This window comes from Tateyamaria sp. syn59 (genome assembly GCF_007995245.1).
Lineage (GTDB): Bacteria > Pseudomonadota > Alphaproteobacteria > Rhodobacterales > Rhodobacteraceae > Tateyamaria.
On the sequence record NZ_VCBA01000020.1, the window covers coordinates 23206 to 45997 of the forward strand.

The window sequence follows — 22792 nt, forward strand, 5'->3', positions numbered from 1 at the left end:
ACAATTCCACTCGAGCTGAACTGCTTTGCCTCGCGGCACCGTTCTGCGCGGAGCGTAGAATACTGGTTGATGACTACCGTTCGTGCGCCATGATGCCGATCTCAGCCGTAATTTTATTCAAGAGCCAGCGCTCGCATCAACACTGCGCATAGACATCGTCGGGTCACGCGATGGTATTTCGTCCGAAACCTGGCATCCGGTTTTAGTCAGGTTTGTCCTGCGACCTGCGAGTTGCCACCATGATCTTAGCCGTGCCGCGCGTCGATGGCTGGTTTTACCGCTACCGCGCGGCGGCCTTTGCTGGGCAAATGCAACGATTCTCGTGCTGCACGCGCGCACAACGCAAAAACAACGAGCGGGTTGGGGCTCACAGTAGGCATGCGGCGACGCAGCGCCGTCGGGTTCAGGACGGATTTCCGCTCCGCGGACACTTGCTGCATAGCAAAAGATTTGGTGCCGCACATGCGAAGGGATGCTGCGTCAGCGAAGGTTGGAAAACGAACGGTCGCTTTGTCCCGCAACTCGCTGGTCTGACCAGGTTGCGGCGAATGTGCGGTCTCGGTACGGACAGTGTTAACGCTGGTGAACGTCCGGTTCGGTGACCTTCGCTGCGAGGCAGCAGTCTGCCTGCCGCAACCGCAATAGGATGCTGCGTCAGCAATAGCCGCATGTGTACAAGTCTGGTTCTCCCGCGAACCGGACCTTCGAGGACGTGGCAGCCTCGCATCCGCGGCGAATGGCAGGTTTAGTGAAGCTGCGCTGCAGCGGTGAGCAGTGTCACGAACGGCGGGATAGGGCCGGTCAACCCTTTGAAACCGCAGCGCGCGAGACCATTTCGGTTTTCTGTAGGATTATCGAGGCCAAGGAGCGGCCTTCAGATTTGCGGACGATCTGTTGATTGCGCCCGGTTCGAAAAGGCTTGTACGCGCCATGCTTGGATTTCCGGGCAAGTGCTCAGTATGCCTCCTCGCCCGGAAAGTGTCCTGCTATTTCGGCAGCAAGACCTTGTTTACCACGTGTATGACCCCGTTGGATTGATCCACGTCGGCAATCGTGATCTTGGCCGCGTTGCCGTTTTCATCGAAGACAAACACGTTGTTGCCGCGTACTTGTGCGGACAATGCGTCGCCTGACAGGGTTTCGAGGTGGACAAAGCCGTCGCTGCTGCCTGCCGCTTGGGCTTTGATGTCTTGGGCCGAGATGTCACCGGCCACGACATGCGCGGTCAGGATCTTGGTTAGCTGATCCTTGTTTTCGGGCTGCAACAGAGTTTCAACGGTGCCAGCCGGCAGGGCAGCAAAGGCGTCATTGACAGGTGCGAACACGGTGAAGGGGCCGTCGCTCATCAGCGCATCGACTAGTCCCGCTGCTTTGACGGCGGCAACCAGCGTTGTGTGGTCTGCCGAGTTCACGGCGTTTTCGATGATGTTCTTGTCGGTGAACATGGGGGCGCCGCCGACGTCGGGGTTTGCGGCATATGAGGCAGTTGCGCCCAGTGCGAGGCACAGAAGGGCGGCGGCAGTCTTGCGGGGGGTGAACATGAAAATTCCTTTCGATTGGTTCAGGTGTCCCGGTGGGAACAGCGGACAAGACGGGGCGGGCGGCGAAAAAGTTTCGCGGGCGCAATTTTCACAGCAAATGGGACGTGCGCTGAAACTCTTGGCGCTCAGGCGGCGTACAGCCTGACACCCTAGAGGAGACCGAAATCATGGATACATCCATTTCACCCGGCCCGCTGGTGCGCCGCCACACGCGCATCACGCGGATCACGCATTGGACATGGGCCATCTGCCTGTTCTTCCTGTTGCTGACCGGATTGCAGATCTTCAACGCGCATCCGGTGCTGTATTGGGGGGATCAGTCAGGTTTCGACTTCGACAATCGGGTTCTGTGGATCGGGTCCGAAGACGGGCGCGGGTTCGTAGAGCTGTTAAACAGGCGGCTCAGTGGGCTTGGCATCTTTGGCGCATCCGATGGGACGCTTCGCGCCTTTCCGCATTGGGCCACGATCCCAAGCGGCGTGGACCTTGCGACAGGGCGGGTGATCCATTTCTTCTTTGGCTGGGTTTTCCTGGCGACATTGCTTGTGTGGTTTGCGGGCGCTGTTGTGGCGGGCCACCTGCGCCGCGATCTGCTGATGGGACGTGCGCATTGGAGTCTGTTGGGGTCCGACCTTGTCGATCATCTGCGGTTTCGCTTTCGCCATGGCAGGCGGTACGGGCCGTTACAACGGTTGAGCTATGGGCTTATGCTGTTTGTTCTGTTTCCGCTGATGATAATGACCGGGTTGGCGATGTCGCCCGGCGCGAATGCTGCTGCGCCCTGGTTGCCCGAGATACTGGGCGGGCGGCAGTCGGCCCGAACCTTGCATTTCGTCGCTGCCGCCGCGCTGTCGGGCTTTTTTGTCGTGCACATTGTGATGGTGGTCCTTGCCGGACCATTGAACGAGATGCGTGCCATCGTGACCGGCTGGTACCGCGCAGATGCAGAGGAGACGCACGATGCCTGAGCCGATCCTGACACGCCGGGCCCTTTTGCGCGCTGGCATGAGCGGTGCAGCCTTGTCTGCCCTGGGCGGATGCAAGGTGCTGGATGGTCTGAGCGCACCTGACCACCAGTTGCGCCGCTTCATGGAGCGGGCGAATGATCTGACGAAGGCGATGCAGCGCGGTGTGCTGGATCGAGACGCGCTGGCGCAAGAGTTCCAGCCTGCCGATATTCGTCAGCCGCAGCGGCCCAATGGTGTCACCGATCCGCAGGACGACGCCTATCTCGCGCTGAAGTCCAAGGACTTTGCGAACTATCGCCTTCAGGTTGGTGGGATGGTGCACCAGCCTTTGTCGCTGTCGCTTGATCAGCTTCGGGCCATGCCGGTGCGCCGCCAGATCACGCGCCATGACTGTGTCGAGGGGTGGAGCTGCATCGCCGAATGGGCAGGTGTGCCGCTGGCTCATGTACTGAGCCTTGCCCGTGTGCGCATCGGTGCGCGATACGTCCTGTTCCATTGCTTTGATACGATCGAGCGGAGCCTGACCGGCGCGGTGCGGTATTACGAAACCATCGACATGGTGGACGCAAACCATCCCCAGACCATTCTCGCATGGGGCATGAACGGAGCGGCCTTGCCGGTGCCCAACGGTGCGCCCCTGCGGGTGCGGGTGGAACGCCAGCTTGGGTACAAGATGGCCAAATACATCCGCGCCATCGAACTGGTCGACGGGTTTTCGGACATCGGGCGTGGGCGCGGTGGGTATTGGGAAGACCGCGGCTACGAATGGTATGCAGGCATATGAGTTGGGTGACGTGAGGGCAGGTGAAACTCACGGGTCGTGGTGCCCGTATGGTCAGGCACACCCGCACGTTTCCCGCGAACAGTTCGGCATGAAGAAGTTGTTACATCGTTTGCGCGCCATCTTGCGACCGGCGCGGACGTCGCGCCCGGATGTGGACGCGGCGGCACCGTTGGTGCATCTGCTGAAGGACGCGGAGCCTGCGCCAGACCTTCTTGCTCGCATCGAAGCCCAGATTGATCAGCCGGACTATCCGCGCAAGGACCTAAAAAAAAGTGGCGTCATCATTGCCGCTTTTGCGGCCGGTTTGGTTGCTGGTGCAGCCGTGGTGTTTGTGGCGCAAGACAGGCAAGAGATCGTGGCGCGCCCAAGCGCGGATGCGTCTTGGGTGCCATTGGGGTCGGTTACGCTTCGCGGTGCGGGATTGCGCGGTTTTGTCCGCGCGAAATGCGAAGGGCACACACATTTTCTGATCACCATGCACGGCCATGCGCCTACCGATGACCATGACGAGGCGGTGCCCTTAATGGGCGCGGACGAAAAAATTCTTATGGAGTGCATCTTTTGATCCGTGGGCGCCGTAGTGCTAAGAAACGGAGCGAGCGAAAGGACCGGCTGTGGGTGTGACCAAATTGGTGCCCAGGTCTCAGGAACATGGAGGCGCGAGGGCGAAAATGGGGGCGGCGGATCAGTCCAGAGTGCTGGCTGAACTGCTGAAAGCCTGTGCGGCAGGCGACCGGGTGGCGTTCCGACGATTTTATGACGTGAGTTCGCGTTATGTGTTCGGCGTGGTGCTGGGCATTTTGCGAGACCGCGAGATTGCCAGCGAAGTTGCGCAGGAGACGTATGTGCGGATCTGGAAGCGGGCGGGACACTTTCAGGCCGATTGTGGCAACCCGCTGTCTTGGATCGGGTCCATCGCCCGCAACTGTGCAATCGATCGGTTGAGATCCGAACGGGCGCGCGGCTTTGTCCAGTTTTCAGACGAAATCCCGGATATCAGCGGTGATCCCGACCCTGCGAGCACGACCCTGGATACGATGGTGATCCGCAAGCTGCTTGACGAACTGCGACCCGAATACAGGCAGGCGCTGCTGCTGAGCTATTTCCAGGGGTATACCTATATCGAGTTGGCCAGCGTAATGGATGTTCCGGTTGGAACCGCCAAAAGCTGGGTGCGCCGCGGAATCGCGGCTTTGAAGGAAGCAATGATATGAAAAAGTCCGACGCCGCACATTCGGCAGATGTATTGAGCGCTCTTCTGGGTGGGTTGGACACGTCCTTGCCCGGCACGCGTCCCGATCTTGCGGACGAGGCCACGGCCTTTGCCCAGCACCTTACTCCGTTGCTGTCGCGGTTGCCCGAGGCGGCACCGCCGGAGGGTCTGTTCGATGCTATTGAGGCAGAACTTGATGGCGAGGCAGAAGCCCCCTTTCAAAGCGTGCGCGCCGAAGAAGGGGAATGGGAGCAGCGGACAGAAAAGGTCTGGAAAAAGGTGCTGGCCCAAGACACGGAAACGGGCCGATCCATGTACCTGTTGCGGTGCTTGCCGGGGGCGTCGATCAGGCCACATATCCACGAACGCGCCGAACATCTGTTCATCCTCGAGGGTGAGTTGTGGATCGACGGCAAACTGTATTCAGCCGGAGATGCGCAAGTTGCCAAGCCGGGCAGCGTTCACCCCGAAATCACCATGCCTGCCGGATGCCTTGTTCTGGTCAGCGCCTAAGCGCTGATCCGTACCAGCCATATCACCCAAAATGCGCAGGCCAGCCACGGGCCAAAGGCGATCCTGCGTTGCCGTGTCAGAACCGCGAAGGCCAGTGCGCTGACCGCCGCAATCGCCACAAGCACAGGCAGATCACGCAGGCCCAGCCATGCGCCCGCCGCGGCCAGTAGCTTGGCATCGCCAAGGCCGAGCCCATCCTGTCCCGTCCGTCGAAAGAACAGCGCACCGATCCCGGCAAAGATGCCGTAGCCCAGTGCCGCAGCAAGCAGTGCAATCGCAGGCGTGACCAGAGCCGACCATGGGCTTAGGCCCAGCCCCGCCGCAACAAGACCAAGACTGGCCGCGTCGGGAATCTGGAAGCGGCGCAGGTCCACAAGGCTGACCCAGGCCAGCGTGCAACCGAGCCCAACGGAGGCCAGCATTTCCATCATGCCGACGTGTTCCAGTCCGATTGTCATGTGTTGGCCCCTTGTGCTTCTGACCCCCTATACGGATGCGCCCACATTCTTGTTTCAGAACCTGAAACTATTTCTGTTGCCGCTCCGTCTTGTTGGATGCAGCACCTGAAGTCCCAAAGCAGCGCGCCAATGCGCCAGGGCTGAAATCCGCTGTCGAACAGCTTTTTCACGCAAGAACGGTTGTTTTTGCGACCGGAGAAGCTGTGCGCAAAAACGATCTGAGAGGACAAGACACATGAAGATCAAAAAGGCATTGACCCTGACCTCGGCCCTGGTGGCCGTCGTGGCGGCCGCAACAGGGCCTGTCGGGGCGTCATCGCACCGCGAGGCACCTGCCATCACCGAGCATCCGAAAGTGGATGGCACCGATTTCTATATGTTCCGCAGCTACGAACCGGGCCGCGATGGCTATGTGACGTTGCTCGCGAACTACCAGCCGTTGCAGGTGAATTATGGCGGTCCCAGCTATTACACCATGGATGCGGACGGTATTTACGAGATTCACATCGACAATGACGGCGATGCGATCGAAGACCTGACCTTTCAGTTCGATTTCGAGAACCAGCTGGCCAACAACGGCGCGGGCATCGGGCTCGACATCGGTGGCGTAAACGTTGCTATCCCGCTCAAATATGCCGGTCCCATTCTGCCCAATGACCAGTCTTTGCTGAACGAAAGCGAAAGCTATGAACTGACGCTGATCGAAGGCGACCGCCGCAGCGGGACGCGCAGTGCCATCACGCGGTCGGGGTCGGGTCAGACCACCTTTACCAAGCCACTGGATCATGTCGGGTTGAAGACGCTGCCGGATTACGACGGCTATGCGAACCAATTCATCTATGATTTCGACATGTCGGGTTGTGACCTGCCGGGCCGTGTCTTTGTCGGCCAGCGGGCCGATGCGTTCGCCTTGAACCTCGGTGAAGTGTTTGACCTGATCAACTTTGTACCCATCGAAGGCGACAGCGTGCCCGGTGCGGGTGACGGGGCTGGATTTGACGGCGGCATTACCCAAAGCCGGGTGAACGACGACGTGTTCGGCAAGGTGAATGTGACGACGCTTGCCCTAGAGCTGCCGATTTCCTGCGTGACCGAAGGTGATGATCCTGTGATCGGGGCCTGGACATCCTCAAGCCTCGCGCAGGGTGAGTTGGAAAATCCGTCGCCCAGCTACGAAGACACGTCTCGGGTGGGCGGCGCGCTGGTCCAGCAATCGCGCCTGTCGACGCCGCTGGTCAACGAGGTTGTCATCGGGATCACCGACAAGGACCGCTTCAACGGCTCAGAACCGATTGATGATGCAAGCTTTGCCACTTACGTGACAAACCCGACCTTTCCGCGCCTTGTGGAACTGTTGTTCGGGCCTGACCTTGGACTGGTAGATAATGTTGCACCCAAGAACCTGCCGCGGACCGATCTGGTGGCAACCTTCCTGACCGGTTTGCCGGGCCTGAACCAGCCGCAAAACGTGACAGCGTCCGAGATGATGCGTCTGAACACAGCTGTCCCTGCAACGCCGCGCGATGATCAGCATACATTTGGTGTGGTGGCTGAGGACCTTGCCGGATTCCCAAATGGGCGCCGTCCCGGGGACGATGTGATTGATGTGATCTTGCGCGTGGCGCTGGGTGCGTTGTGTCACCCTGTTCCTCTGGGCGCCGAGTTGGGTGTCGAAGGCGCCGAGGAAGACACCGCCACCGACCTGATCAACCTTGGCTTCTGTACGCCGGATCAGGCGCCGATTGGCAATGTCGCTCTGACAGATGGCGCACCAATTTCGGCCAGCGAACTGCAAAACGCTTTTCCCTATCTGAACTCGCCGATCCCCGGATCGCCCAACGGCACTGTGGCTGTTGCCAACTGATCACATGTCCAGAAAGGAGCATCGCATGAACCAAACATATCTGCGCCTTGTTTTTGGGGGTCTCGGTCTGGCCATCCTTGCAGCCTGTGGCGGTGGCAATGCCAGAGGTATCGGCGAAAACATCGGAAGATTGGGCGCCACTTTCCAGCAGGCGTTTGCGCAGGGGCCGAATGACGTGCCCATTGATATCGCCAACGCCGATCTTGTTTTGAGTTTGACGGAAGACCCGTTCGAGCTTTGACACTTAGGCAATTCAAGACATGGCGCCGCCGGGATCATCCCGGCGGCGTTTTCTTATGGCAAGGCCAGGCTTTCAATGACACCGGTGTCAGGATCGCGCACCAGTCGGCGCACCAGAATGGCACGGGCATCACCGATAGACGCCAGCGCCCGAACGTCGAACACATGTGATGTGTATCCGGCCAGTTGGGGCTGCGACAGGCCAAGTGCCGCCAGGTCGTTTGCCGTCAATTCCCCTTGTCCCTTGCGGCGCGCGACAAGAACGCGGGCGGCAATGGGGTTGCGTGTCAGCGCCACCATCAGCGGTTCGGACACGCTGTTGAGGTTCAGTGGGCCGGGTGTGTGCGTGGCAGTGACATGGGGCAGGAGACGGTTCACATCGGACGGCGCGATCCCGTGATCCAATAGCACCTCTGGGCCAGTCAACGGACCATGCCGCGAGACGATTTGCGTGATCTGACTGGCCAGAACGTTTGGCAATTCGAGCGCGGCAAGCAATGCCGTGAACAGTCGGACTTCTGGCAACGCCGCGGGGTGCAGTGTGTTGAGATCGAACTTGCCGCGAGCATCGGTGATCGAGACTTCGAACTGTCCGAAATCCAGGGCAATCCTCTCTTGTGCCGCGCCCGCCCATGCTTCGTTCAGGTGATCGGCCTCTGGGTTCTCTCGCGCATCCCTGCGCAGGCCGACCGCAACAGATGTCACGCCGCCTTGCGCCAGCGCACGTGCCTGGGCGGCGCTGGTCGCCTCCTCAAGGCGCAGGATTGACCCATCCTGGTCCCGCAGCATGACCTGCACAAGGCTGGCGCCAACCGCGACGACTGCCAGAACATTCAGAAGGCTGACGCCCGAGTTGCGATCACGTCTCATTCCAAAGGCAGGGCTGCGAACGGGACCAGTCGCCAGACGTCCGATTCCGGGAGCTTGAGGGAGATCACGCCGGGCGCGTGATTGGACAGAATGGCGGGGTCGTTCAGGATGCCCTGCCGCACGACCTGCCCATTTGCGTCGGTCAGCACACGAACAATGCCGGTGCCTGATGCCTGCCAGGTGATCAGGTGTCCGGCCACCTGAACGTCAAGCACCTCGTTCAATCGCATGTGTGTTGCATTCGCCAGGTCGAGGGTCAGCAACCGAAAGGCCCTGTCTTGCGCCTCAAGTCGGGCGAGCCGACCTGAGACGGAGGCTTCGGCGCGTGTCACACCTTCCAACAGTGCAAACCCCGCCACACCGATCAGGGCTGAAATGGTAAGCGCCACCAGCATTTCGACAAGCGTGACCCCTGCGTTATGCCGGCGACCTGTCATAGCACCGGGCGCACTGTACCTTCGTCGATCCGCAAAATGGCCAAGGCGCGTTCGCAGGTCTTGTCCCGATCAAAGCGGGTGTTCCCCAACAGCCCCTGATAGCCGGTGCGCGTGCTGAGCGTTCTGGCGCTGCCCACCGATTGCGCGAGGCCCACGGCATCGACTGCAAGTGCCGCAATCACACCCATCTCTTCGTCAAGCTGGGCGCGGAAAACCGCGGACATCCGGTCAAAGCGAACCGGATCCGGACCAGTGAAACAGGCCTTGTCCAACCGATCGAATTGGTCCTGCCCAAGCCCGGACCATTGCAGCGATCCGATGGTGGTTACGCCTGTTTGGACAGCAGCTTCGGCCTGGCGGAGCGTGGTGTCACCGGCTTCGGGAACATAGACGATGTCCGGCATTGATCCGCCTCCCGCCTGGCGCAACGCCTCGTCCATTTGGTCTGGTCGGGTGGTTGCTGGAATGGATGGTAAAGGGGAAACGCGCGCGCCCCGCGCGCCAAAATGCAAGGCCTGGGTTGCGTGGTGACCCAGCGTACCACCTGTTTCAAGAACGGTGATGCGCTTTGCGCCGGCGCCTTGTGCAAAACCGAGAACCGCGTCGACGGACTGTGCTGGCGTCACGCCAAACACCCACGCGCCTGTGGCGCTTAGCGCCGTGTCATTGGACAGCGACATCACGGTAACCGGCCCGGCGGCTTCGACCACAGCAGGAGTTTGATCGCGGAACAGGGGACCCACGATGATGTTGGCCCCTTTGGATACGGCATCATGCGCGGCCTGGGCTGCCGCCTGCGGCGTTTCCCCGGCATCAAGCACCATCGTCGTTTTTGGAGTGCCGCCAAAATCCTCGGCCAGCCATACCGCCTTGGCCATTTGCTGACCCAACGTCGCCCGCGCTCCGGACAAGGGGAGCAGCAAGGCAACACTTGTATCCTCTGTTGTGCCGAACGTTCGACGTGCAGGTGTCGTAGCAAGTGAACAGGCTGCCACAACCGGGGCCGTTGCCAGCATAGCCAGGCATCTGCGGCGATGGATATGTGGATTTTCCGACATGTTAGAACCCCCTCGAACTGGCGTTGGCGCGGTCATCATCCGACTAGCGAATTCAGGTTGACGATGGGCAGAAGGATTGCGAGTACCAGAAGCATCACGACTCCGCCCATCCCCAGCAGGACCAATGGTTCCACCAACCCGACCAGCGTTTTCACGCGCGCCTGGAGCTCTTGCGCCTGATCGTGCGCAAAACGGCCCAGCATTGCGGGCAAAGTGCCGCCCGCTTCGCCGCTGGCGATCATAGTGATCATCATCGGTGGAAACCCGGTCTGGCGCGACAGTGCGCGTGACAGGACCGCGCCATCACGAACGTCGCGAGTGACATCGCTCAAGATCCTTCGCGCAGTACTGTTGCCGACCGTTGCCGTGGCCGCAGACAGGGCTTGGGCAAGCGGTACACCGCTTTGCGTCAAAGTGGCGAGCGTGCCTGAAAACTGCACGATGGTCATCTGTCGCGCCAACCCGCTGCGCCACATCGCATTGTGGCAGACCCGCTGGGTCACTGTGTGACGCAATCCGACTGTCCCGCCAGCAATCAGCGTCAGCATACCGCCGATCACCAGCGCCGCGTTGCCCGTCAGAAAATCGCTGAGGCCGATCATCAGTTTCGTGAGTGGTGGCAGATCGGCACCCCGCGCAGCAAAGACGCGGACAATGTCGGGCAACAGGAATGTGAGCAGGCCAATAACGACTGCGACTGAGACAACTATCAGGATGGCAGGGTAAATCAGTGCCAATGCGACCGTCTGGCGGTTGCGCAGCCGTCCTTCGACATGGTCGGCAAGATGCGCCAGAACCGCACCTTGCCGACCTGCCTGCTCGCCTGCCTGTACCGATGTCAGATAGAACCGGTTAAACCCGGCACGTGAATCCCTGAGCGCTGTGCTGAGGCTTGCGCCATCAACGATGGACCGGCGCAATGTCCTGCATGTCGCGCCAAGCCGTGGCGTGGCCTGTTGCGCCAGGGTTCCTAGCGCGGCTTCGACCTGCACGCCGCTGCCCAACAGCGTTGCCATCTGGCGTGTGAAAACTGCAAGATCGGTGGCCGAGAGAGCGCGCGCGCCGTGGCGGTGAAAAAGCGCTGCGACATTGATGTACCATCCATCGGCGGGTGATACGGACAACGGCAACAGTCCTTTGTCGCGCAAGGACGCGCGCGCGGCTGCGTCCCCCGCTGCCTCGATCCGACCGGCATGTGTCTTACCCGCGGTGTCCACCGCCTGATACCGGAACGAGGTCATCTTCTGGCATCCGCTGATGCGTCGAACACGACCCGCGCGACTTCGTGGGGCGTGGTTAGACCATCGCGTATCTTGTCCAAACCGTCCGACAACAGCCCGCGATGCGTAGGGGCAAGGCATTGCATCAATTCCGCCTCGGACGCGCCATTGGTGATCGCAAGTTCAAGGTCCGGTGTGACGTCGATCAGCTCATAGAGGGCAAGGCGACCGCGAAAGCCGGTATCGTTGCACGCCGCGCATCCAGATCCGGCTAGAGTGGTTTCGCCAATGACCAAGGCATCAGACAGGAGACGGGCTTCGGTTGCGGTGATCGTGCGCGGGGTGGCGCAGCCTGCGCAATTTTGCCGAACCAGACGTTGCGCAATCAAGCCGCGCAGCATCGGCGCAAGCAGGAACCGCTCGACCCCGAGATCAATCAGGCGCGCAACAGAGCCAATGGCGGAGTTCGTGTGCAGTGTCGACATGACCAGATGTCCTGTCATCGCGCTTTCAACTGCGACCCGCGCGGTTTCACCATCACGAATCTCACCAACCATGATGACGTTTGGATCCTGCCGAAGGAGCGCGCGTAAGCCGCGGGCAAAGGTAAGCTGCGTGGCAGGGTTCACCTGCATCTGCGCGATACCGGGCAGCGCGTATTCGATCGGGTCTTCGATCGTCATGATGTTGCGTTCGTGATCGTTGAGCGCGTCAAGACCGGCGTAAAGAGTTGTGGTTTTTCCGGATCCGGTTGGCCCGGTGACCAGGATCAGACCGTCAGGACGGTTGAGCATTGCCTCAAACGTGGTTCGCATCTGGTCATTCATGCCCAACCCGGCCACGCCGGTTCGTGTCTGGCCGCGGTCAAGCAGCCGCATGACCACACGTTCGCCGTGTTGCGTGGGAATGGTCGAAATGCGCGCATCGAGGTGAAATTCTGCCACCCGCAGAGACACGCGCCCATCCTGCGGCAGACGCTTTTCAGCGATATCGAGGCGCCCCATCACCTTGACGCGGCTGACCAGTTGCGGTGCCAGGCTGCGGTTTGATGTCAGTGCCTCGCGCAGCACACCGTCGACGCGAAAGCGCACGACAAGTTGCGTTTCCTCAACCTCGATATGCACGTCCGAGGCCCGGGCGCGGATCGCTTCAAGCAAGATCGCGTTGATCAGTCGGACAACAGGCGCATCCTCGCGTTGGTCTAGAAGGTCGTCGACCGACGCGGCCGTATCGGCAAGCGACGCAAGATCAGTCGAGCCGGCGTCAGAAGCCTCTTCCGCCGCACCTGCCGCCGCACTGGCACTGTCACGATAGGTTTCTTTAATGATTTCGGCCAGATAGGCGACCGACGCGACCCGAAAGTCCAGGGTTTGTTCAGTGGTGCGTTGTGCCTCGGCCAACGCAAGAAGCGGAGTTTGCGATGTGAAGTGGCCCTGATCGTCCGTGACGACCATATCGTTGGCCCGTGCAAAGCTGTAAGGCAGCGCGGTCATTGGCCGTCCTCCATCACGATCCGGGCGGACACGATACCCGGTTCCGGGCGGCGCCCGATTTCGGCTGAATAGATTTGGACGCCCGCGTTGGTCGTGAGGGTTTCAAGCCACCCAAGAAGCACCGGGAACGCAACGGCGTCCAAGGACACCGACAGCGCCGTTCCCTGTGGATCAAGGCGGCGAATGTCGATGGATGCGTCGCGGGCAGACGCCGTGATCCGTTCGCGCAAGGGGGCGGTTGGTTCAGCGATTGGCGTGGACGCGGTGTCGGGCAGTTGGTTCAGAACGCTCCAAAGAATGTCGATTTTTCGCAATTGCGCGAAACTATCGGCCCGCGACGCAAGAGAGGGCGAAATCACCACGGTCCATGCGATAACACCGCCGATCAGAATTGCCGCTCCTGCACCAAGCGCGCGTTCTCGGGGGGACAGTTTGCGGATCATGTTGCCTCCGACAGGGTCAGTTGCATTTCAGCGCCAGAAACGCCGGTCGACGCCGCCCCACTTGTGACGATCAATCCACCCGCGCGCAGCGCGTTTTCGGTCTGTTGCAGGGCGACTAGGTCAGCGGCGCTGATCAGAATGGTCAGGGTGCCAAGGCTTGCGTCGTAGCGAACGTCACGAAATGAAATGTCGTCGCGGCTTGTTAGCGCATCGCCGGTTCTTGCCATCAATCGCAAGAACGGGTCGGGCGATGCGCCCGTAGCCGTACGTTCCGCAAGGGTTGCGGTCAGTATGCGGGTCGGAAGACTGAGATCCAGTAAAAGACCCCGCGCAGAGGCATGGTCGACAAGTGCAGCGGTTCGCTCCGTCGTCATATGGTCCAAGGCGCGCGCATCTGCTTGCAGAACCGCGATATGTGCAAGGCCCGCAAATGCGCTGGCGGCCATGGCAAACCCCAGATGTGTGCGCCAGCGTCCACGCATTGATGACCGGTTCAAAGCCAGGTCGAGGGCGAACACGGTTTCACTAACGGGGGGTAAAGTGCCGTGGCGCTGCGCGATGCACACGTCGACAGGCGGCGTGCCGTGCCACAGCTCAAGACGCGGGCGATCAAAGGCGCGCCATACGTCACTGAAGGCGTCGAAGGAAATCACACATCCGCTGCCATCAGACGTCCGGATGTACACGGCACCGGGGCTGCACCAAATGCCCCACGCCGTCTCTTCGAGAGGCTGGGGAACCGCGCACAGATCGGGCAAGGCGGCTCCAGCGCTTTCAGTGTGAACGTGTTCGCTGCTGCGGTTGATCGCAGCACATAAACGAGTCGATCCTAGCAAGACAGGCCCCACTGCGATGTGGGTCTGGTCGAGCGATGTCGCCAGGAATGGTTCTGCCGCAAAACGGGCGGCTGCGCAGCGCTTGCGCCCGGATTTCAGAGGCAGATCCAAAGGAAGCAAAAGGACGGCGGCACCCGGGATCACGCGGGGGGAAGGACGGTCCGAGGCCGCCGCCGCACGCATCAAGCGCGCTTTCAGTTCAGGATCGGTTTCGCGAAAAACATCGCGCGATGGCAGGGGGAACACTGCCGTCGAGCCGATTTCCGAGCAACCAGGATCATCCATGCTAACATATTGATTTAGCATATTTTTTTACCTTTACGGCACTGATTTTCGCGCCTATGTAACCGACAATACGAGCCGCAAAGGGAAATAGTTTCATGTTGGATCTGACGTCTCATACCCGCAGTGCACAGACCAGGCGCGACCCGCTGGCCGGTGTAACGCTGATCGAAATGATGGTGGTGCTTGTGATGATTTCCGTGGTTGCCGCACTGATTGTGCCGAACGTGATCGGGCGCCCGGATGAGGCGCGCGTTTCGGTCGCCGCGACCGATATGCGGTCGATTGCCGGGGCGCTGCAGCTCTACCGATTGGACAATGGCACCTATCCGACGACGGCACAGGGGCTGGATGCGCTGGCGGTCCGGCCCGTAACCCCGCCTTTGCCAAGGACCTGGCCTGTGGACGGCTACTTGACCGTCGTGCCGCTCGATCCATGGGGCACGCCCTATGTCTATCGCGCAGAGGGGGGCCGATTTGACCTGATCTCGCTCGGGGCAGATGCCGCGATTGGAGGTGAGGGTGTGAATGCCGACATCCCGTTGCGGGATGCGCAAGCACGGGCGGGTCTGTGACCGCCACACGCGTCAGAACAGCGGGTGTGAGCCTGATCGAAATGCTGGTGGTTTTGGCGCTATTTGGTGTTGTTGCGGGCGCAGTTGTGATGTCGGTCCCGAGCGGTGCGCGCGCGACGTCGACCGATGCTGCGGCACGGGCGCTGGCCGCCCATCTGGATCACGCCGTTGATCACACGCTGATCACTGGCCAAGGATTTGGCATCGTGCGCGATGGCAAAGACATCCGATTTGTTCAACGCGGGCCGAATGCCACTTGGGTGGCGCATTCCGACAAACGCCTCGGACAGATGAAACTTTCTGCTGCGCCCTCCCGTATCTCAATCAAAGAAGCAGAGGTTTATGCCGTGTCCGCCCAGCTGATCCCGAACAGTGCAATACCGCTCCGCGTCGACTTTGGACGGGGCAACAGTCTGGAAACCGTACTATTTGACGGGGTTGGCGTGCATCGGCAGCCAGGGTCATGACCATGGCTGCGACTGCGACAGACGGGTTCAGCCTGATTGAGACGCTTGTGGCGATGAGCGTACTTGCTGTGTCGTCCTCTGTCATTCTGTCAGCAACAGAAGCGCACACGCGGTCCGTTACCGCGGTAACCGAGCGCACTCTCGCCCGTTGGGTCGCCCAGAACGCGATAACTGAGATTGAATTGGGCGGCATCCTTACACCATCCGTGCAGCTGGGCGGCACCAGTTGGATCGTGCGGCTGGAACGCGCAGCAACCACTGACCCCGATCTTGGACGCGCAGATGTCATCGTAACGACTGCGTCCGATCCGGGTGTCGTACTGGCCCGATTGACCGGCTTCATAGACCTCGAAAAAGGCGCGGGCCAATGATGCGCGCAGGCACAGTTGCGCGGGTGGCTTTGGTTTGCGGCGCCCTTGGATCGGTTGTTTGGGCTGCGGTGCCGATGACACGTCATATGGCTGGAATTGTCGTGCTTGACGCGCACACGGCGCCTGCCGTGCCTGTCGCTCACAGAGAAGTTGCACCTGACCTGACGGCCATACTTACGCTCGCTCCGTTCGGGCGCGTGCCAATTACGCCGCAGACACCCGATCAGGGTATCTCGGACCTGCCCGACATTGTCCTGCGGGGCATATTTGCGGCGCGTGACGCGGATTCGACCGCACTGCTTGATGTTGATGGCGAACCGGGGCTGTACCGTGTGGCGATGCAGATCGCCGACCGGTTGGATGTGGTGCGGATCACACCCGCGCTGGTCGAACTGGCCGATGGCGCGCGCACGATCACACTGCGTTTCGACACCGGTGCCGCGATTGAGGACACACCACAGGTTGTCGAAGGTTCGTCACTGCACGAACGCCTGTCGACCGATCTGGTTATCCCCGCGACATACGAAAAACCGAACAAGCCCGAAACAACAGCCGAATATATTGATTACTGGCGCCACAGGGTGCGCAAGAATCCACAGGCCGTGCTTGACGAAATTGGACTGCGACCGACGGATCAGGGCTATGTGATTGCGGAGACCCATGACGTGGGTGTGCGCCTTGCCGGTTTGCGGTCGGGTGATCTGGTTCGGACGGTGAATGGCCGTGCCGTTGGTGATCCGGAAACAGACCGCCGTTTTTATGACGAGATTGCCGCGGCCGGGCAGGCCCGGATCGAAGTGGAACGCGGTGGCCAGGTTCTTTCTTTCTCATTTCCGTTGAGGTGACGCATGTTTGGTCGGCTTTCCACACTGATGCTTATCCTCGCCCTTGCCGCACCTGTCTCGGCGCAGACGACTGAGGCGACCTATACGATCAACCTGCGTCAGACTGACATCACCATTCTGACAGAGCAAATTGCCGATATCACCGGTCGCACCTTGATCTTGCATCCCGACCTGCGGGGGGAGATCACCGTGGTGTCGGCTGAACCGCTGGACAGTGCAGGTGCGTGGGAACTATTCCAGTCGATCCTGCGCGGCCGGGGGTTTCACGCTGTCCAAAGTGGCGTTGTCTGGCAGATCGTGCCTCTCGAGGCGGCGCGTGCCGCCGCGCGAGTCGAGATGGGAGAGACACGCGCGGGCAGTCAGGATTTTGTAACACGTCTGATCCCGCTTGATAATGTGCCTGCCAGCGAAGCCGTGCGCGTGCTGCGCCCCCTTGTAGCGACTTCGGCGTCGCTCGAGGCATTGGAGGACCCGAACGCCGTTCTGATCACAGATACCGCAGAAGGGGCCGCGCGTATCCTGAGCATCGCGCGTAGCCTTGACAAGGACGAGGCGCGTACGTCGCGTATTATTCAGTTCCGCAACACTCAGGCTGCGGTGGTCGGGGCTGCGATTGCCGAAGTGTTGGGACCGAATGCAACAGGCGCGCGGCTGTCCGTCGATCCCGGATCGAACACGCTGATCATTCGTGGCACCGACGACGAACTGGACGAGGTCGAAATGCTGGCCAAGGCCATGGACGTGCCGCCTGTTACAAACCCGCAAGTGGCGCTGACGACGCGGGTTTTTCCGCTCCGGTTCGGCGAAGCCGAGCAATTGGCCGGAATTTTGACAACGGCGCTGACTGGTGCAGGCTCTGCCGCCACCAACGCGGTTGCCGGAGAGTTGCAGCAGAACGGATTGAACGCGGCGGCACCTGTGTCTGATGTGCCCGACGTGACCGTGGCAGCGGACGAAGCGCAGAATGCGATTGTGGCCCGCGGGACCAAGGCGCAGCTGGCAGACGTCGCCGCCTTGCTGCAACAGCTTGATCGCAAACGCGCCCAGGTTCTGATCGAAGCGGCAATTGTCGAAGTGTCGGGTGAGACGGCGCAACGGCTGAGCGCGCAACTGGGCCTCGGAGAGCTTGCACTACCGGGCGGGTTGGCGGCCACGTCCTTCGGCAACGGGGGTGCTGCTTTGGGAACCTTGCTGGCTGCACTGGGAACACCGAATGCCGCCCTGGCCACGGCGGGGGGCAGCGCAACGATCGGCGGCAACAGCTTTGGGCTTTTGCTGCAGGCGTTGAGCCAATCGACAAATGCCAACCTGTTGTCGACCCCATCGCTCATGGCGCTTGATAACCAGCCTGCCTCGATTGTCGTCGGGCAGAACGTGCCGTTCCGGACCGGCACATTCACAACCGATGGAAACACCGTTCAACCCTTTACCACCATTGAACGGCGCGACGTCGGACTGACCATGAACGTGCTGCCGCGGATCAATGACGGAGACACCGTGCGGCTGAACATCAGTCAGGAAGTGTCATCGCTGGTGAATGCGAATGTCGAAGGTGCGGCCGACCTGATCACAAACCGTCGGTCCATCGAAACCAGTGTGTTGGCCCGCAGCGGATCCACCATTGTTCTGGGCGGGCTGATCACGCGCGATGATCTGCAAAGCCTGCAAAAAGTACCGGGTGCAGGGGACATCCCGCTGCTCGGCGACCTGTTCAAATCGCGTAGCGGCAGCAAGACGCGCCGGACACTGTTCGTCTTTCTGAAGCCGACCGTCCTGCGGTCCGAGCAAAGCCTGAAGCTGACCTACGAAAACCGTCTGAACACTTTGCAACAGGCCCGGTCCAAAAGTGTGGAAGGCACCCGAAACAACAGGGTCACGCGGACCCAGAAGCCTGTCAGGCTGGAAATCGGTGGGATGTACTAGGGGGGGCGTGATGGACGCGACACCAAGTATACTCGATGACCTGGACGGGCTGATTGCGCGTGTTGCGCTGGCCGACCGTCAGGCATTTGATCAATTGTATGCCATGACATCCGGCAGGCTGTTTGCGGTGGCTTTGCGCATGATGAAGAACCGCGCCGAAGCCGAGGACGTTCTGCAGGACGCCTATGTCAGGATCTGGCAGCGCGCAGGCAGTTTTCGTCCCGGAGACGGGCGGTCCATGCCATGGCTCGTGACCATAACACGCAATCTGGCCATAGACCGGATGCGCTTGCGTTCAGCGCCTGTGGCCCCCATCGAAATGGCGCAGGACGTACCTGATGCCGGACCCACGCCCGAAGCAGCTTTGGCCCAAAGCGAAAGTCGCGCCCAGATCGACGCGTGCCTTGAAGAACTGGAAGACCGGCGGGCCGAAGCCGTGCGTGCGGCCTATCTGGAAGGCTGGTCTTACCAGGAACTTGCAGATCGTTTCGACACCCCGTTGAACACCATTCGGACGTGGTTGCGGCGCAGCCTGTTGCGTCTGCGCGATTGCTTGGAGCAGGCACCGAGATGACGGAAGACACCGAAACACGCGATGATGACGGCGCACTGGCGGCCGAGTACGTTATGGGCCTGCTCACAGCAGAAGAACGCAAGGCGGTGGAGCTACGACTTGGACGCGACGCTGAGTTCACAGCCCAAGTAGATGCCTGGCAGGCTTATTTTGCTGGACTGAACGAGGAGTACGGAACTGTGCATCCCCCAAGCCGGGTGAAGGCAAGTATCGACAAACAGCTGTTTGCGCCCAAACCTGTCTGGCGCAACTGGTGGAGCAGAACGGGCTTGGCAGTGGCCATGAGCCTTGCGGTGGCGATGCTTGGCTTGCTGTTGCTGACCATGCCCGGCGACACGCGACTTGTTGCGCAACTGGCAAGCAGCGAAAGCGCCTACAGTTTTTCGGTATCGGTGGATGATCGCAGTGGCGTTGTGGACATTGCATTGACCGGCGGCGAACTGGCGCTGGATCGGACCTTTGAGTTGTGGGTCATTGCCGATGACGGGGTGCCACGATCAGTCGGCACATTTGATCAGGCGGGACAACTGCCGCCGCTCGGAGCAGCCAGCCTTCTGGAAGGCACACTTTTGGCTGTCAGTCTCGAACCGGTGGGAGGGTCACCTACTGGCGCACCAACCGGCCCGGTGCTTGCGACAGGAGCGCTTGAGGATGCTTAGGTTCCGGCCTTGCTTTCTGGTTTGTCTTTCCATCGCAAGCACGGTGGGCGCGCATGAATTCTGGTTCGAACCATCAGCCTCTCACAAGGCGACAAACCCGTCGTCACTAATGGTGGACGTTCTTGTTGGCGAAAACTTTGCAGGCATGGTCTTTCCATTTGAGCCGCGCGCATACCAAGGGGCGTACTGGATCGGGCCAAGGCAGGTCGTCGCCCTGCACACACGGCCGCTTTCGGAAAAAACTCCGATGCTGGTGTTTCAGGGTGATGGGCTGCACACGCTTGCTGTTGCCACCTACGCCACCGACTTGGAACACGAAACAGTCGAAGACTTTCAAGCCTTTGCGCGAGAGATAGGCGCCGGGGATGTCCTTGCGACCTTTCCACCCATTCCAAATAAAGACGGGGGCGTGAAGGAAAAGTACCGACGATTCTCAAAGATGCTGATACCGCACGGTCAAACGGAGGTTGGAGATGTCCGCCACGGGTTTGAATACGAGTGGGTGAAATCGCCCACTGGCCTGACACTTTTCGCACTGAACCACCCGGCAAAACATCACCCGATTGATCTGTTCTGTCGGTCCTCGGACGCGAAAGTCACGTACGAAAGGCACGTGACTGACGCAGATGGTGAGGTTCCGTTTCTATCGGGCAAATTTGATCGTTGTCTGGCGAATGCCGTGTTTCTTGAGGCGTCCCGGTCCGGTCAAGCGTGGTCAAGTACTTGGGTTTCGTTGACATGGGAGCCTAAAGTCGAAAAGCCGCTGTAGGATGCATTTTCTTAGGCGCCCTGAAGTGTTGCAACGAGCGCCAAAAGGTGGAACCGATGCAAAGCGGAAGCGTACAGGTCCTGTACAGGCATTGGTAGTAGACGAAAGTGCCGGGACCCTCCCACATAAGCGAGCGCGCTCATACGCAGAGCTCGTATTCGCGGCGAAAGCCCGCTACGTGCGCCTGCGCGCTGCAAGTTTGTCCGCCTTAACTCCCGACGCAGACGCGGGGTGCTCGATACAATCAGGTTCACTAGGAGCGCGCGATAAGGCTTGCCCAACGGTCCTTGGCAAGCTCTTGGGCGAGGTGATCGAACGTCAGACGTATGCGACGGCTGGTCTGGATTTCACGATGCGTGACCAGCCATGTCTCCATGTTGAAGGTGGGCGCATTCGGCAGAATGCGTTTTAACCCTAGGCGCCCCTCTGCCACGATGGTCGGCAAGAACGCAATCCCTGCGCCTTCTCGCACCAACTCATACATCGCGCATCCGTTCGATGTCGTAACGCCGAAATTGTCTACCGTGACAGGAAAACCCATTGCCGACACCTGGGGGACCAACCTCTCCGGCGATCCATAGCCAATAAAGTTCGCCTTGGCGAAGTCGCCCGGACCGCTCAGGTTGCCCAATTCCGCAAGGTATGACTGCGACGCAAAAAGCGATACTTCGATATCAGCGATGCGCTTTGCCACAAGGTCCGGCTGTTCCGGTCGTGCATGACGGATGGCGATGTCCGCTTCGCGGCGGGTGAGGTCGCTCATTTCGTTCATTGGAACCAGTTCAATGCGAATTCTCGGGTGACTCAGCCGTAACGAGGTGACGCATCTGGGAAGGGTGTAGGCGGCTAAAGCGTCACTGGATGTGATCCGTACGGTGCCCTCGACCGCTTGGCTCTGACCGGCGGCGACGCGAGAGATCTGAATGGCGGCATCGGCCATCGCCTCGACATGTGCCAAAAGTTCTGCCCCCGCATCGGTGATCTGCATGATTCGGGGTCCACGCTCAAACAGCGTGAGACCGAGCACTTCCTCAAGCGCAGTGATTTGCCTGCTCAACGTGGGCTGAGTTTGCTTCAGAGCGCGCGCAGCACCTGATAGCGAACCATGCTCGACCGTCGCCAGAAACGCCCGGATGTGGTTCCAATCGAAGGAGATTGCGTCCCAATTCATAAATTTATGTATAGCAGCGATCCGAAAACAGGCAATTCCATACGTCTGTGGGACAGGTAAACAACGGCGAAACCTGATTATGGAGCCGCCTGACATGACCCCCCGCCCGAATGACCTCCGCCCGACACTCGCGGTACTCTGGCTGTTTGCCATCCTGAACATGGTCTTCCGCGATATCCATGAGTTCACGATGGCCAGCACGATTAACGAAATTCTCTCAGGTAACGTGAATGGCAACCCAATGTCGGAGACAGTTCTCCTTTTCGGGGCCATCGCCGTGGAACTGTTGTTGCTCGCCTTTCTGCTCACGGCGTTGTTGCCGACACGATGGTCAAGAGCACTGAACCTCACGCTCGTGCCAGTTGCGGTCGCGGGGATGTTCTTCATCCCGCCCGCGGACCCGGACGACTATTTCTTCGCCGCGGTCGAACTGTGTGCCTTTGCCGCGATATTCACGTTGGCCTGGCGTTGGAACACAGGCCAACGGTCATCCCTGCTGGATGGAGAACGTCATGCGGTTTGAAACCGAAGTCGCAGGGGTGCAATCCCTTGTGCCGGTCTTTTCCCGATCGCTCGGAAGCTGGCGACTGTCGGTCGAGCGCCGCCCGTATTCCGAATCTGATCTGGCTGACCGCTACGACCGGAAGTCTGGCGCCTGGCACAAGATCATCGAACGCCACCGCTTTCACGATGCCTATCGTGACGTGATAGATCGGGTCATGCGCCAACCGCGCTATCGGCAAAAAGCGCAGGATTTAAGGGTCCTCGATGCAGGGATCGGCACCGGCGCGATGTCATCGGCCTTTCATCAACAGCTGGGCCGCCGGTTCCGTCTGAACGGGATCGACATTTCACTCGCAATGCTCGGTCAGGCCGATGCACGGCTCAGCGGCGAGGAGATCGACGTCGCACTGACGGTCGCCGATCTCACATCTCTCCCCTACGCTGAAAACTTATTCGACGTTGTTTTGGCCGCGCACGTGATCGAGCATCTGCCAGTCCCCCAAGCCGCTTTGAAAGAGATGTTTCGCGTTCTGAAGCCTGGCGGAATTGTTATCTGCTGCATCACACGTCCATCCGCGACAGGCGCGTATATTCAACTGATGTGGCGAACGCACCGAGTATCTCGATCAACTGCGCTCGGTTGGTTCGTTGAGAGTGGCTTCGAAATGGCCCGGGCATTTCCACTTCAAAAGCGCACGGCATCCCGACGGTTTT

27 protein-coding genes are annotated in these 22792 nt (G+C 60.2%); 17 read left to right on the forward strand and 10 right to left on the reverse strand.

Annotated elements, in window-relative coordinates; all coding sequences use genetic code 11:
* Positions 1-986: 986 nt before the first annotated feature.
* Positions 987-1541 (reverse strand): fasciclin domain-containing protein, encoded by a 555-nt coding sequence (locus tag FD715_RS20895; RefSeq protein WP_147114718.1) that lies wholly within the window; start codon positions 1539-1541, stop codon positions 987-989.
* 167 nt (positions 1542-1708) lie between these two features.
* Between FD715_RS20895 and FD715_RS20900 the strand changes: the two genes are divergently transcribed.
* The 5 genes from FD715_RS20900 to FD715_RS20920 all read left to right on the forward strand — a co-directional run bounded on the left by FD715_RS20900 (position 1709) and on the right by FD715_RS20920 (position 5019).
* Positions 1709-2509 (forward strand): cytochrome b/b6 domain-containing protein, encoded by an 801-nt coding sequence (locus FD715_RS20900; protein ID WP_147114721.1) that lies wholly within the window; start codon positions 1709-1711, stop codon positions 2507-2509.
* Positions 2502-3293 (forward strand): molybdopterin-binding protein, encoded by a 792-nt coding sequence (locus FD715_RS20905; protein ID WP_147114723.1) that lies wholly within the window; start codon positions 2502-2504, stop codon positions 3291-3293. Before FD715_RS20900 ends, FD715_RS20905 begins: the two co-directional genes overlap by 8 nt.
* A gap of 88 nt (positions 3294-3381) precedes the next feature.
* A complete protein-coding gene (locus FD715_RS20910; protein WP_147114726.1) occupies positions 3382-3858 on the forward strand; it encodes a hypothetical protein in 477 nt (158 codons plus the stop codon).
* A 130-nt stretch (positions 3859-3988) separates the two neighbouring features.
* Positions 3989-4507: an RNA polymerase sigma factor gene (locus FD715_RS20915; RefSeq protein WP_189799590.1), complete on the forward strand. Its 519-nt coding sequence runs from the start codon at positions 3989-3991 to the stop codon at positions 4505-4507.
* Entirely contained in the window at positions 4504-5019 is a 516-nt protein-coding gene (locus FD715_RS20920) for a cupin domain-containing protein (protein WP_147114732.1), read from the forward strand. The genes FD715_RS20915 and FD715_RS20920 overlap by 4 nt, the downstream gene beginning before the upstream one ends.
* Here the strand turns inward: FD715_RS20920 and FD715_RS20925 are convergent.
* On the reverse strand, positions 5016-5477 hold the full coding sequence (locus FD715_RS20925) for an A24 family peptidase (protein WP_147114734.1): 462 nt from the start codon (positions 5475-5477) through the stop codon (positions 5016-5018). The two genes, FD715_RS20920 and FD715_RS20925, sit on opposite strands and share 4 nt — an antisense overlap.
* Before the next feature lie 235 nt (positions 5478-5712).
* Here FD715_RS20925 and FD715_RS20930 point away from each other — a divergent pair, with 235 nt between their 5' ends.
* A complete protein-coding gene (locus FD715_RS20930) occupies positions 5713-7341 on the forward strand; it encodes a DUF4331 domain-containing protein (protein ID WP_147114738.1) in 1629 nt (542 codons plus the stop codon).
* Between the two features lie 25 nt (positions 7342-7366).
* Positions 7367-7582, forward strand: a complete 216-nt coding sequence (locus FD715_RS20935; RefSeq protein WP_147114741.1) for a hypothetical protein — start codon at positions 7367-7369, stop codon at positions 7580-7582.
* Between the two features lie 53 nt (positions 7583-7635).
* Here the strand turns inward: FD715_RS20935 and FD715_RS20940 are convergent, their stop codons facing one another.
* From FD715_RS20940 to gspL, 7 genes are read right to left on the reverse strand one after another with little or no spacing between them, the layout of a single operon-like run.
* Positions 7636-8451, reverse strand: a complete 816-nt coding sequence (locus FD715_RS20940) for a general secretion pathway protein GspK (RefSeq protein WP_147114744.1) — start codon at positions 8449-8451, stop codon at positions 7636-7638.
* The gene (locus FD715_RS20945) at positions 8448-8888 is read right to left on the reverse strand and encodes a prepilin-type N-terminal cleavage/methylation domain-containing protein (protein ID WP_147114747.1); all 441 of its coding nucleotides are present in this window, start codon (positions 8886-8888) and stop codon (positions 8448-8450) included. The genes FD715_RS20940 and FD715_RS20945 overlap by 4 nt, the downstream gene beginning before the upstream one ends.
* A complete protein-coding gene (locus tag FD715_RS20950; RefSeq protein ID WP_147114749.1) occupies positions 8885-9985 on the reverse strand; it encodes a penicillin-binding protein activator in 1101 nt (366 codons plus the stop codon). Before FD715_RS20950 ends, FD715_RS20945 begins: the two co-directional genes overlap by 4 nt.
* Entirely contained in the window at positions 9982-11187 is a 1206-nt protein-coding gene (locus FD715_RS20955) for a type II secretion system F family protein (protein WP_147114752.1), read from the reverse strand. Before FD715_RS20955 ends, FD715_RS20950 begins: the two co-directional genes overlap by 4 nt.
* A complete protein-coding gene (locus FD715_RS20960) occupies positions 11184-12659 on the reverse strand; it encodes a GspE/PulE family protein (RefSeq protein ID WP_147114755.1) in 1476 nt (491 codons plus the stop codon). Before FD715_RS20960 ends, FD715_RS20955 begins: the two co-directional genes overlap by 4 nt.
* The gene (gene gspM, locus FD715_RS20965) at positions 12656-13102 is read right to left on the reverse strand and encodes a type II secretion system protein GspM (protein ID WP_147114757.1); all 447 of its coding nucleotides are present in this window, start codon (positions 13100-13102) and stop codon (positions 12656-12658) included. Before gspM ends, FD715_RS20960 begins: the two co-directional genes overlap by 4 nt.
* The gene (gspL, locus tag FD715_RS20970) at positions 13099-14223 is read right to left on the reverse strand and encodes a type II secretion system protein GspL (RefSeq protein WP_189799592.1); all 1125 of its coding nucleotides are present in this window, start codon (positions 14221-14223) and stop codon (positions 13099-13101) included. The genes gspM and gspL overlap by 4 nt, the downstream gene beginning before the upstream one ends.
* 95 nt (positions 14224-14318) lie before the next feature.
* Here gspL and gspG point away from each other — a divergent pair, with 95 nt between their 5' ends.
* From gspG to FD715_RS21010, 8 genes are all read left to right on the forward strand, one after another.
* A complete protein-coding gene (gene gspG, locus FD715_RS20975) occupies positions 14319-14795 on the forward strand; it encodes a type II secretion system major pseudopilin GspG (RefSeq protein ID WP_147114763.1) in 477 nt (158 codons plus the stop codon).
* On the forward strand, positions 14792-15262 hold the full coding sequence (locus tag FD715_RS20980; protein WP_147114766.1) for a prepilin-type N-terminal cleavage/methylation domain-containing protein: 471 nt from the start codon (positions 14792-14794) through the stop codon (positions 15260-15262). The genes gspG and FD715_RS20980 overlap by 4 nt, the downstream gene beginning before the upstream one ends.
* Positions 15263-15264: 2 nt before the next feature.
* Positions 15265-15633 carry a type II secretion system minor pseudopilin GspI gene (gene gspI, locus FD715_RS20985; RefSeq protein WP_223275020.1) on the forward strand — a complete coding sequence of 123 codons (369 nt, stop codon included), beginning with the start codon at positions 15265-15267 and terminating at the stop codon, positions 15631-15633.
* Positions 15634-15719: 86 nt separating this feature from the next.
* The gene (locus tag FD715_RS20990; RefSeq protein ID WP_370455437.1) at positions 15720-16478 is read left to right on the forward strand and encodes a hypothetical protein; all 759 of its coding nucleotides are present in this window, start codon (positions 15720-15722) and stop codon (positions 16476-16478) included.
* 27 nt (positions 16479-16505) lie between these two features.
* Positions 16506-18401 carry a type II secretion system secretin GspD gene (gspD, locus tag FD715_RS20995; protein WP_223275021.1) on the forward strand — a complete coding sequence of 632 codons (1896 nt, stop codon included), beginning with the start codon at positions 16506-16508 and terminating at the stop codon, positions 18399-18401.
* Between the two features lie 10 nt (positions 18402-18411).
* On the forward strand, positions 18412-18975 hold the full coding sequence (locus FD715_RS21000) for a sigma-70 family RNA polymerase sigma factor (RefSeq protein WP_147114779.1): 564 nt from the start codon (positions 18412-18414) through the stop codon (positions 18973-18975).
* Positions 18972-19634: an anti-sigma factor domain-containing protein gene (locus FD715_RS21005; RefSeq protein ID WP_147114782.1), complete on the forward strand. Its 663-nt coding sequence runs from the start codon at positions 18972-18974 to the stop codon at positions 19632-19634. The genes FD715_RS21000 and FD715_RS21005 overlap by 4 nt, the downstream gene beginning before the upstream one ends.
* 43 nt (positions 19635-19677) lie before the next feature.
* Positions 19678-20403 carry a DUF4198 domain-containing protein gene (locus FD715_RS21010; protein WP_147114785.1) on the forward strand — a complete coding sequence of 242 codons (726 nt, stop codon included), beginning with the start codon at positions 19678-19680 and terminating at the stop codon, positions 20401-20403.
* A 253-nt stretch (positions 20404-20656) separates the two neighbouring features.
* On the opposite strand, the gene FD715_RS21015 is transcribed toward FD715_RS21010, so the two are convergent.
* Positions 20657-21574, reverse strand: a complete 918-nt coding sequence (locus FD715_RS21015; RefSeq protein WP_147114789.1) for a LysR family transcriptional regulator — start codon at positions 21572-21574, stop codon at positions 20657-20659.
* A gap of 94 nt (positions 21575-21668) precedes the next feature.
* On the opposite strand from FD715_RS21015, the gene FD715_RS21020 reads away from it, so the two are divergent.
* A complete protein-coding gene (locus FD715_RS21020) occupies positions 21669-22097 on the forward strand; it encodes a DUF6326 family protein (RefSeq protein ID WP_147114792.1) in 429 nt (142 codons plus the stop codon).
* Positions 22087-22792: class I SAM-dependent methyltransferase (locus tag FD715_RS21025; protein WP_189799593.1), on the forward strand; the 706-nt coding region annotated here is incomplete at its 3' end. The genes FD715_RS21020 and FD715_RS21025, both read left to right, overlap by 11 nt.

What these genes read in the sequence shown, in the direction of transcription:
- FD715_RS20895 (WP_147114718.1), bottom strand. Translation starts at nt 1,541, where the DNA reads ATGTTCACCCCCCGCAAGACTGCCGCCGCCCTTCTGTGCCTCGCACTG.
- FD715_RS20900 (WP_147114721.1), top strand. Translation starts at nt 1,709, where the DNA reads ATGGATACATCCATTTCACCCGGCCCGCTGGTGCGCCGCCACACGCGC.
- FD715_RS20905 (WP_147114723.1), top strand. Translation starts at nt 2,502, where the DNA reads ATGCCTGAGCCGATCCTGACACGCCGGGCCCTTTTGCGCGCTGGCATG.
- FD715_RS20910 (WP_147114726.1), top strand. Translation starts at nt 3,382, where the DNA reads ATGAAGAAGTTGTTACATCGTTTGCGCGCCATCTTGCGACCGGCGCGG.
- FD715_RS20920 (WP_147114732.1), top strand. Translation starts at nt 4,504, where the DNA reads ATGAAAAAGTCCGACGCCGCACATTCGGCAGATGTATTGAGCGCTCTT.
- FD715_RS20925 (WP_147114734.1), bottom strand. Translation starts at nt 5,477, where the DNA reads ATGACAATCGGACTGGAACACGTCGGCATGATGGAAATGCTGGCCTCC.
- FD715_RS20930 (WP_147114738.1), top strand. Translation starts at nt 5,713, where the DNA reads ATGAAGATCAAAAAGGCATTGACCCTGACCTCGGCCCTGGTGGCCGTC.
- FD715_RS20935 (WP_147114741.1), top strand. Translation starts at nt 7,367, where the DNA reads ATGAACCAAACATATCTGCGCCTTGTTTTTGGGGGTCTCGGTCTGGCC.
- FD715_RS20940 (WP_147114744.1), bottom strand. Translation starts at nt 8,451, where the DNA reads ATGAGACGTGATCGCAACTCGGGCGTCAGCCTTCTGAATGTTCTGGCA.
- FD715_RS20945 (WP_147114747.1), bottom strand. Translation starts at nt 8,888, where the DNA reads ATGACAGGTCGCCGGCATAACGCAGGGGTCACGCTTGTCGAAATGCTG.
- FD715_RS20950 (WP_147114749.1), bottom strand. Translation starts at nt 9,985, where the DNA reads ATGATGACCGCGCCAACGCCAGTTCGAGGGGGTTCTAACATGTCGGAA.
- FD715_RS20955 (WP_147114752.1), bottom strand. Translation starts at nt 11,187, where the DNA reads ATGACCTCGTTCCGGTATCAGGCGGTGGACACCGCGGGTAAGACACAT.
- FD715_RS20960 (WP_147114755.1), bottom strand. Translation starts at nt 12,659, where the DNA reads ATGACCGCGCTGCCTTACAGCTTTGCACGGGCCAACGATATGGTCGTC.
- gspM (WP_147114757.1), bottom strand. Translation starts at nt 13,102, where the DNA reads ATGATCCGCAAACTGTCCCCCCGAGAACGCGCGCTTGGTGCAGGAGCG.
- gspL (WP_189799592.1), bottom strand. Translation starts at nt 14,223, where the DNA reads ATGGATGATCCTGGTTGCTCGGAAATCGGCTCGACGGCAGTGTTCCCC.
- gspG (WP_147114763.1), top strand. Translation starts at nt 14,319, where the DNA reads ATGTTGGATCTGACGTCTCATACCCGCAGTGCACAGACCAGGCGCGAC.
- gspI (WP_223275020.1), top strand. Translation starts at nt 15,265, where the DNA reads ATGGCTGCGACTGCGACAGACGGGTTCAGCCTGATTGAGACGCTTGTG.
- FD715_RS20990 (WP_370455437.1), top strand. Translation starts at nt 15,720, where the DNA reads ATGGCTGGAATTGTCGTGCTTGACGCGCACACGGCGCCTGCCGTGCCT.
- gspD (WP_223275021.1), top strand. Translation starts at nt 16,506, where the DNA reads ATGCTTATCCTCGCCCTTGCCGCACCTGTCTCGGCGCAGACGACTGAG.
- FD715_RS21000 (WP_147114779.1), top strand. Translation starts at nt 18,412, where the DNA reads ATGGACGCGACACCAAGTATACTCGATGACCTGGACGGGCTGATTGCG.
- FD715_RS21005 (WP_147114782.1), top strand. Translation starts at nt 18,972, where the DNA reads ATGACGGAAGACACCGAAACACGCGATGATGACGGCGCACTGGCGGCC.
- FD715_RS21015 (WP_147114789.1), bottom strand. Translation starts at nt 21,574, where the DNA reads ATGAATTGGGACGCAATCTCCTTCGATTGGAACCACATCCGGGCGTTT.
- FD715_RS21020 (WP_147114792.1), top strand. Translation starts at nt 21,669, where the DNA reads ATGACCCCCCGCCCGAATGACCTCCGCCCGACACTCGCGGTACTCTGG.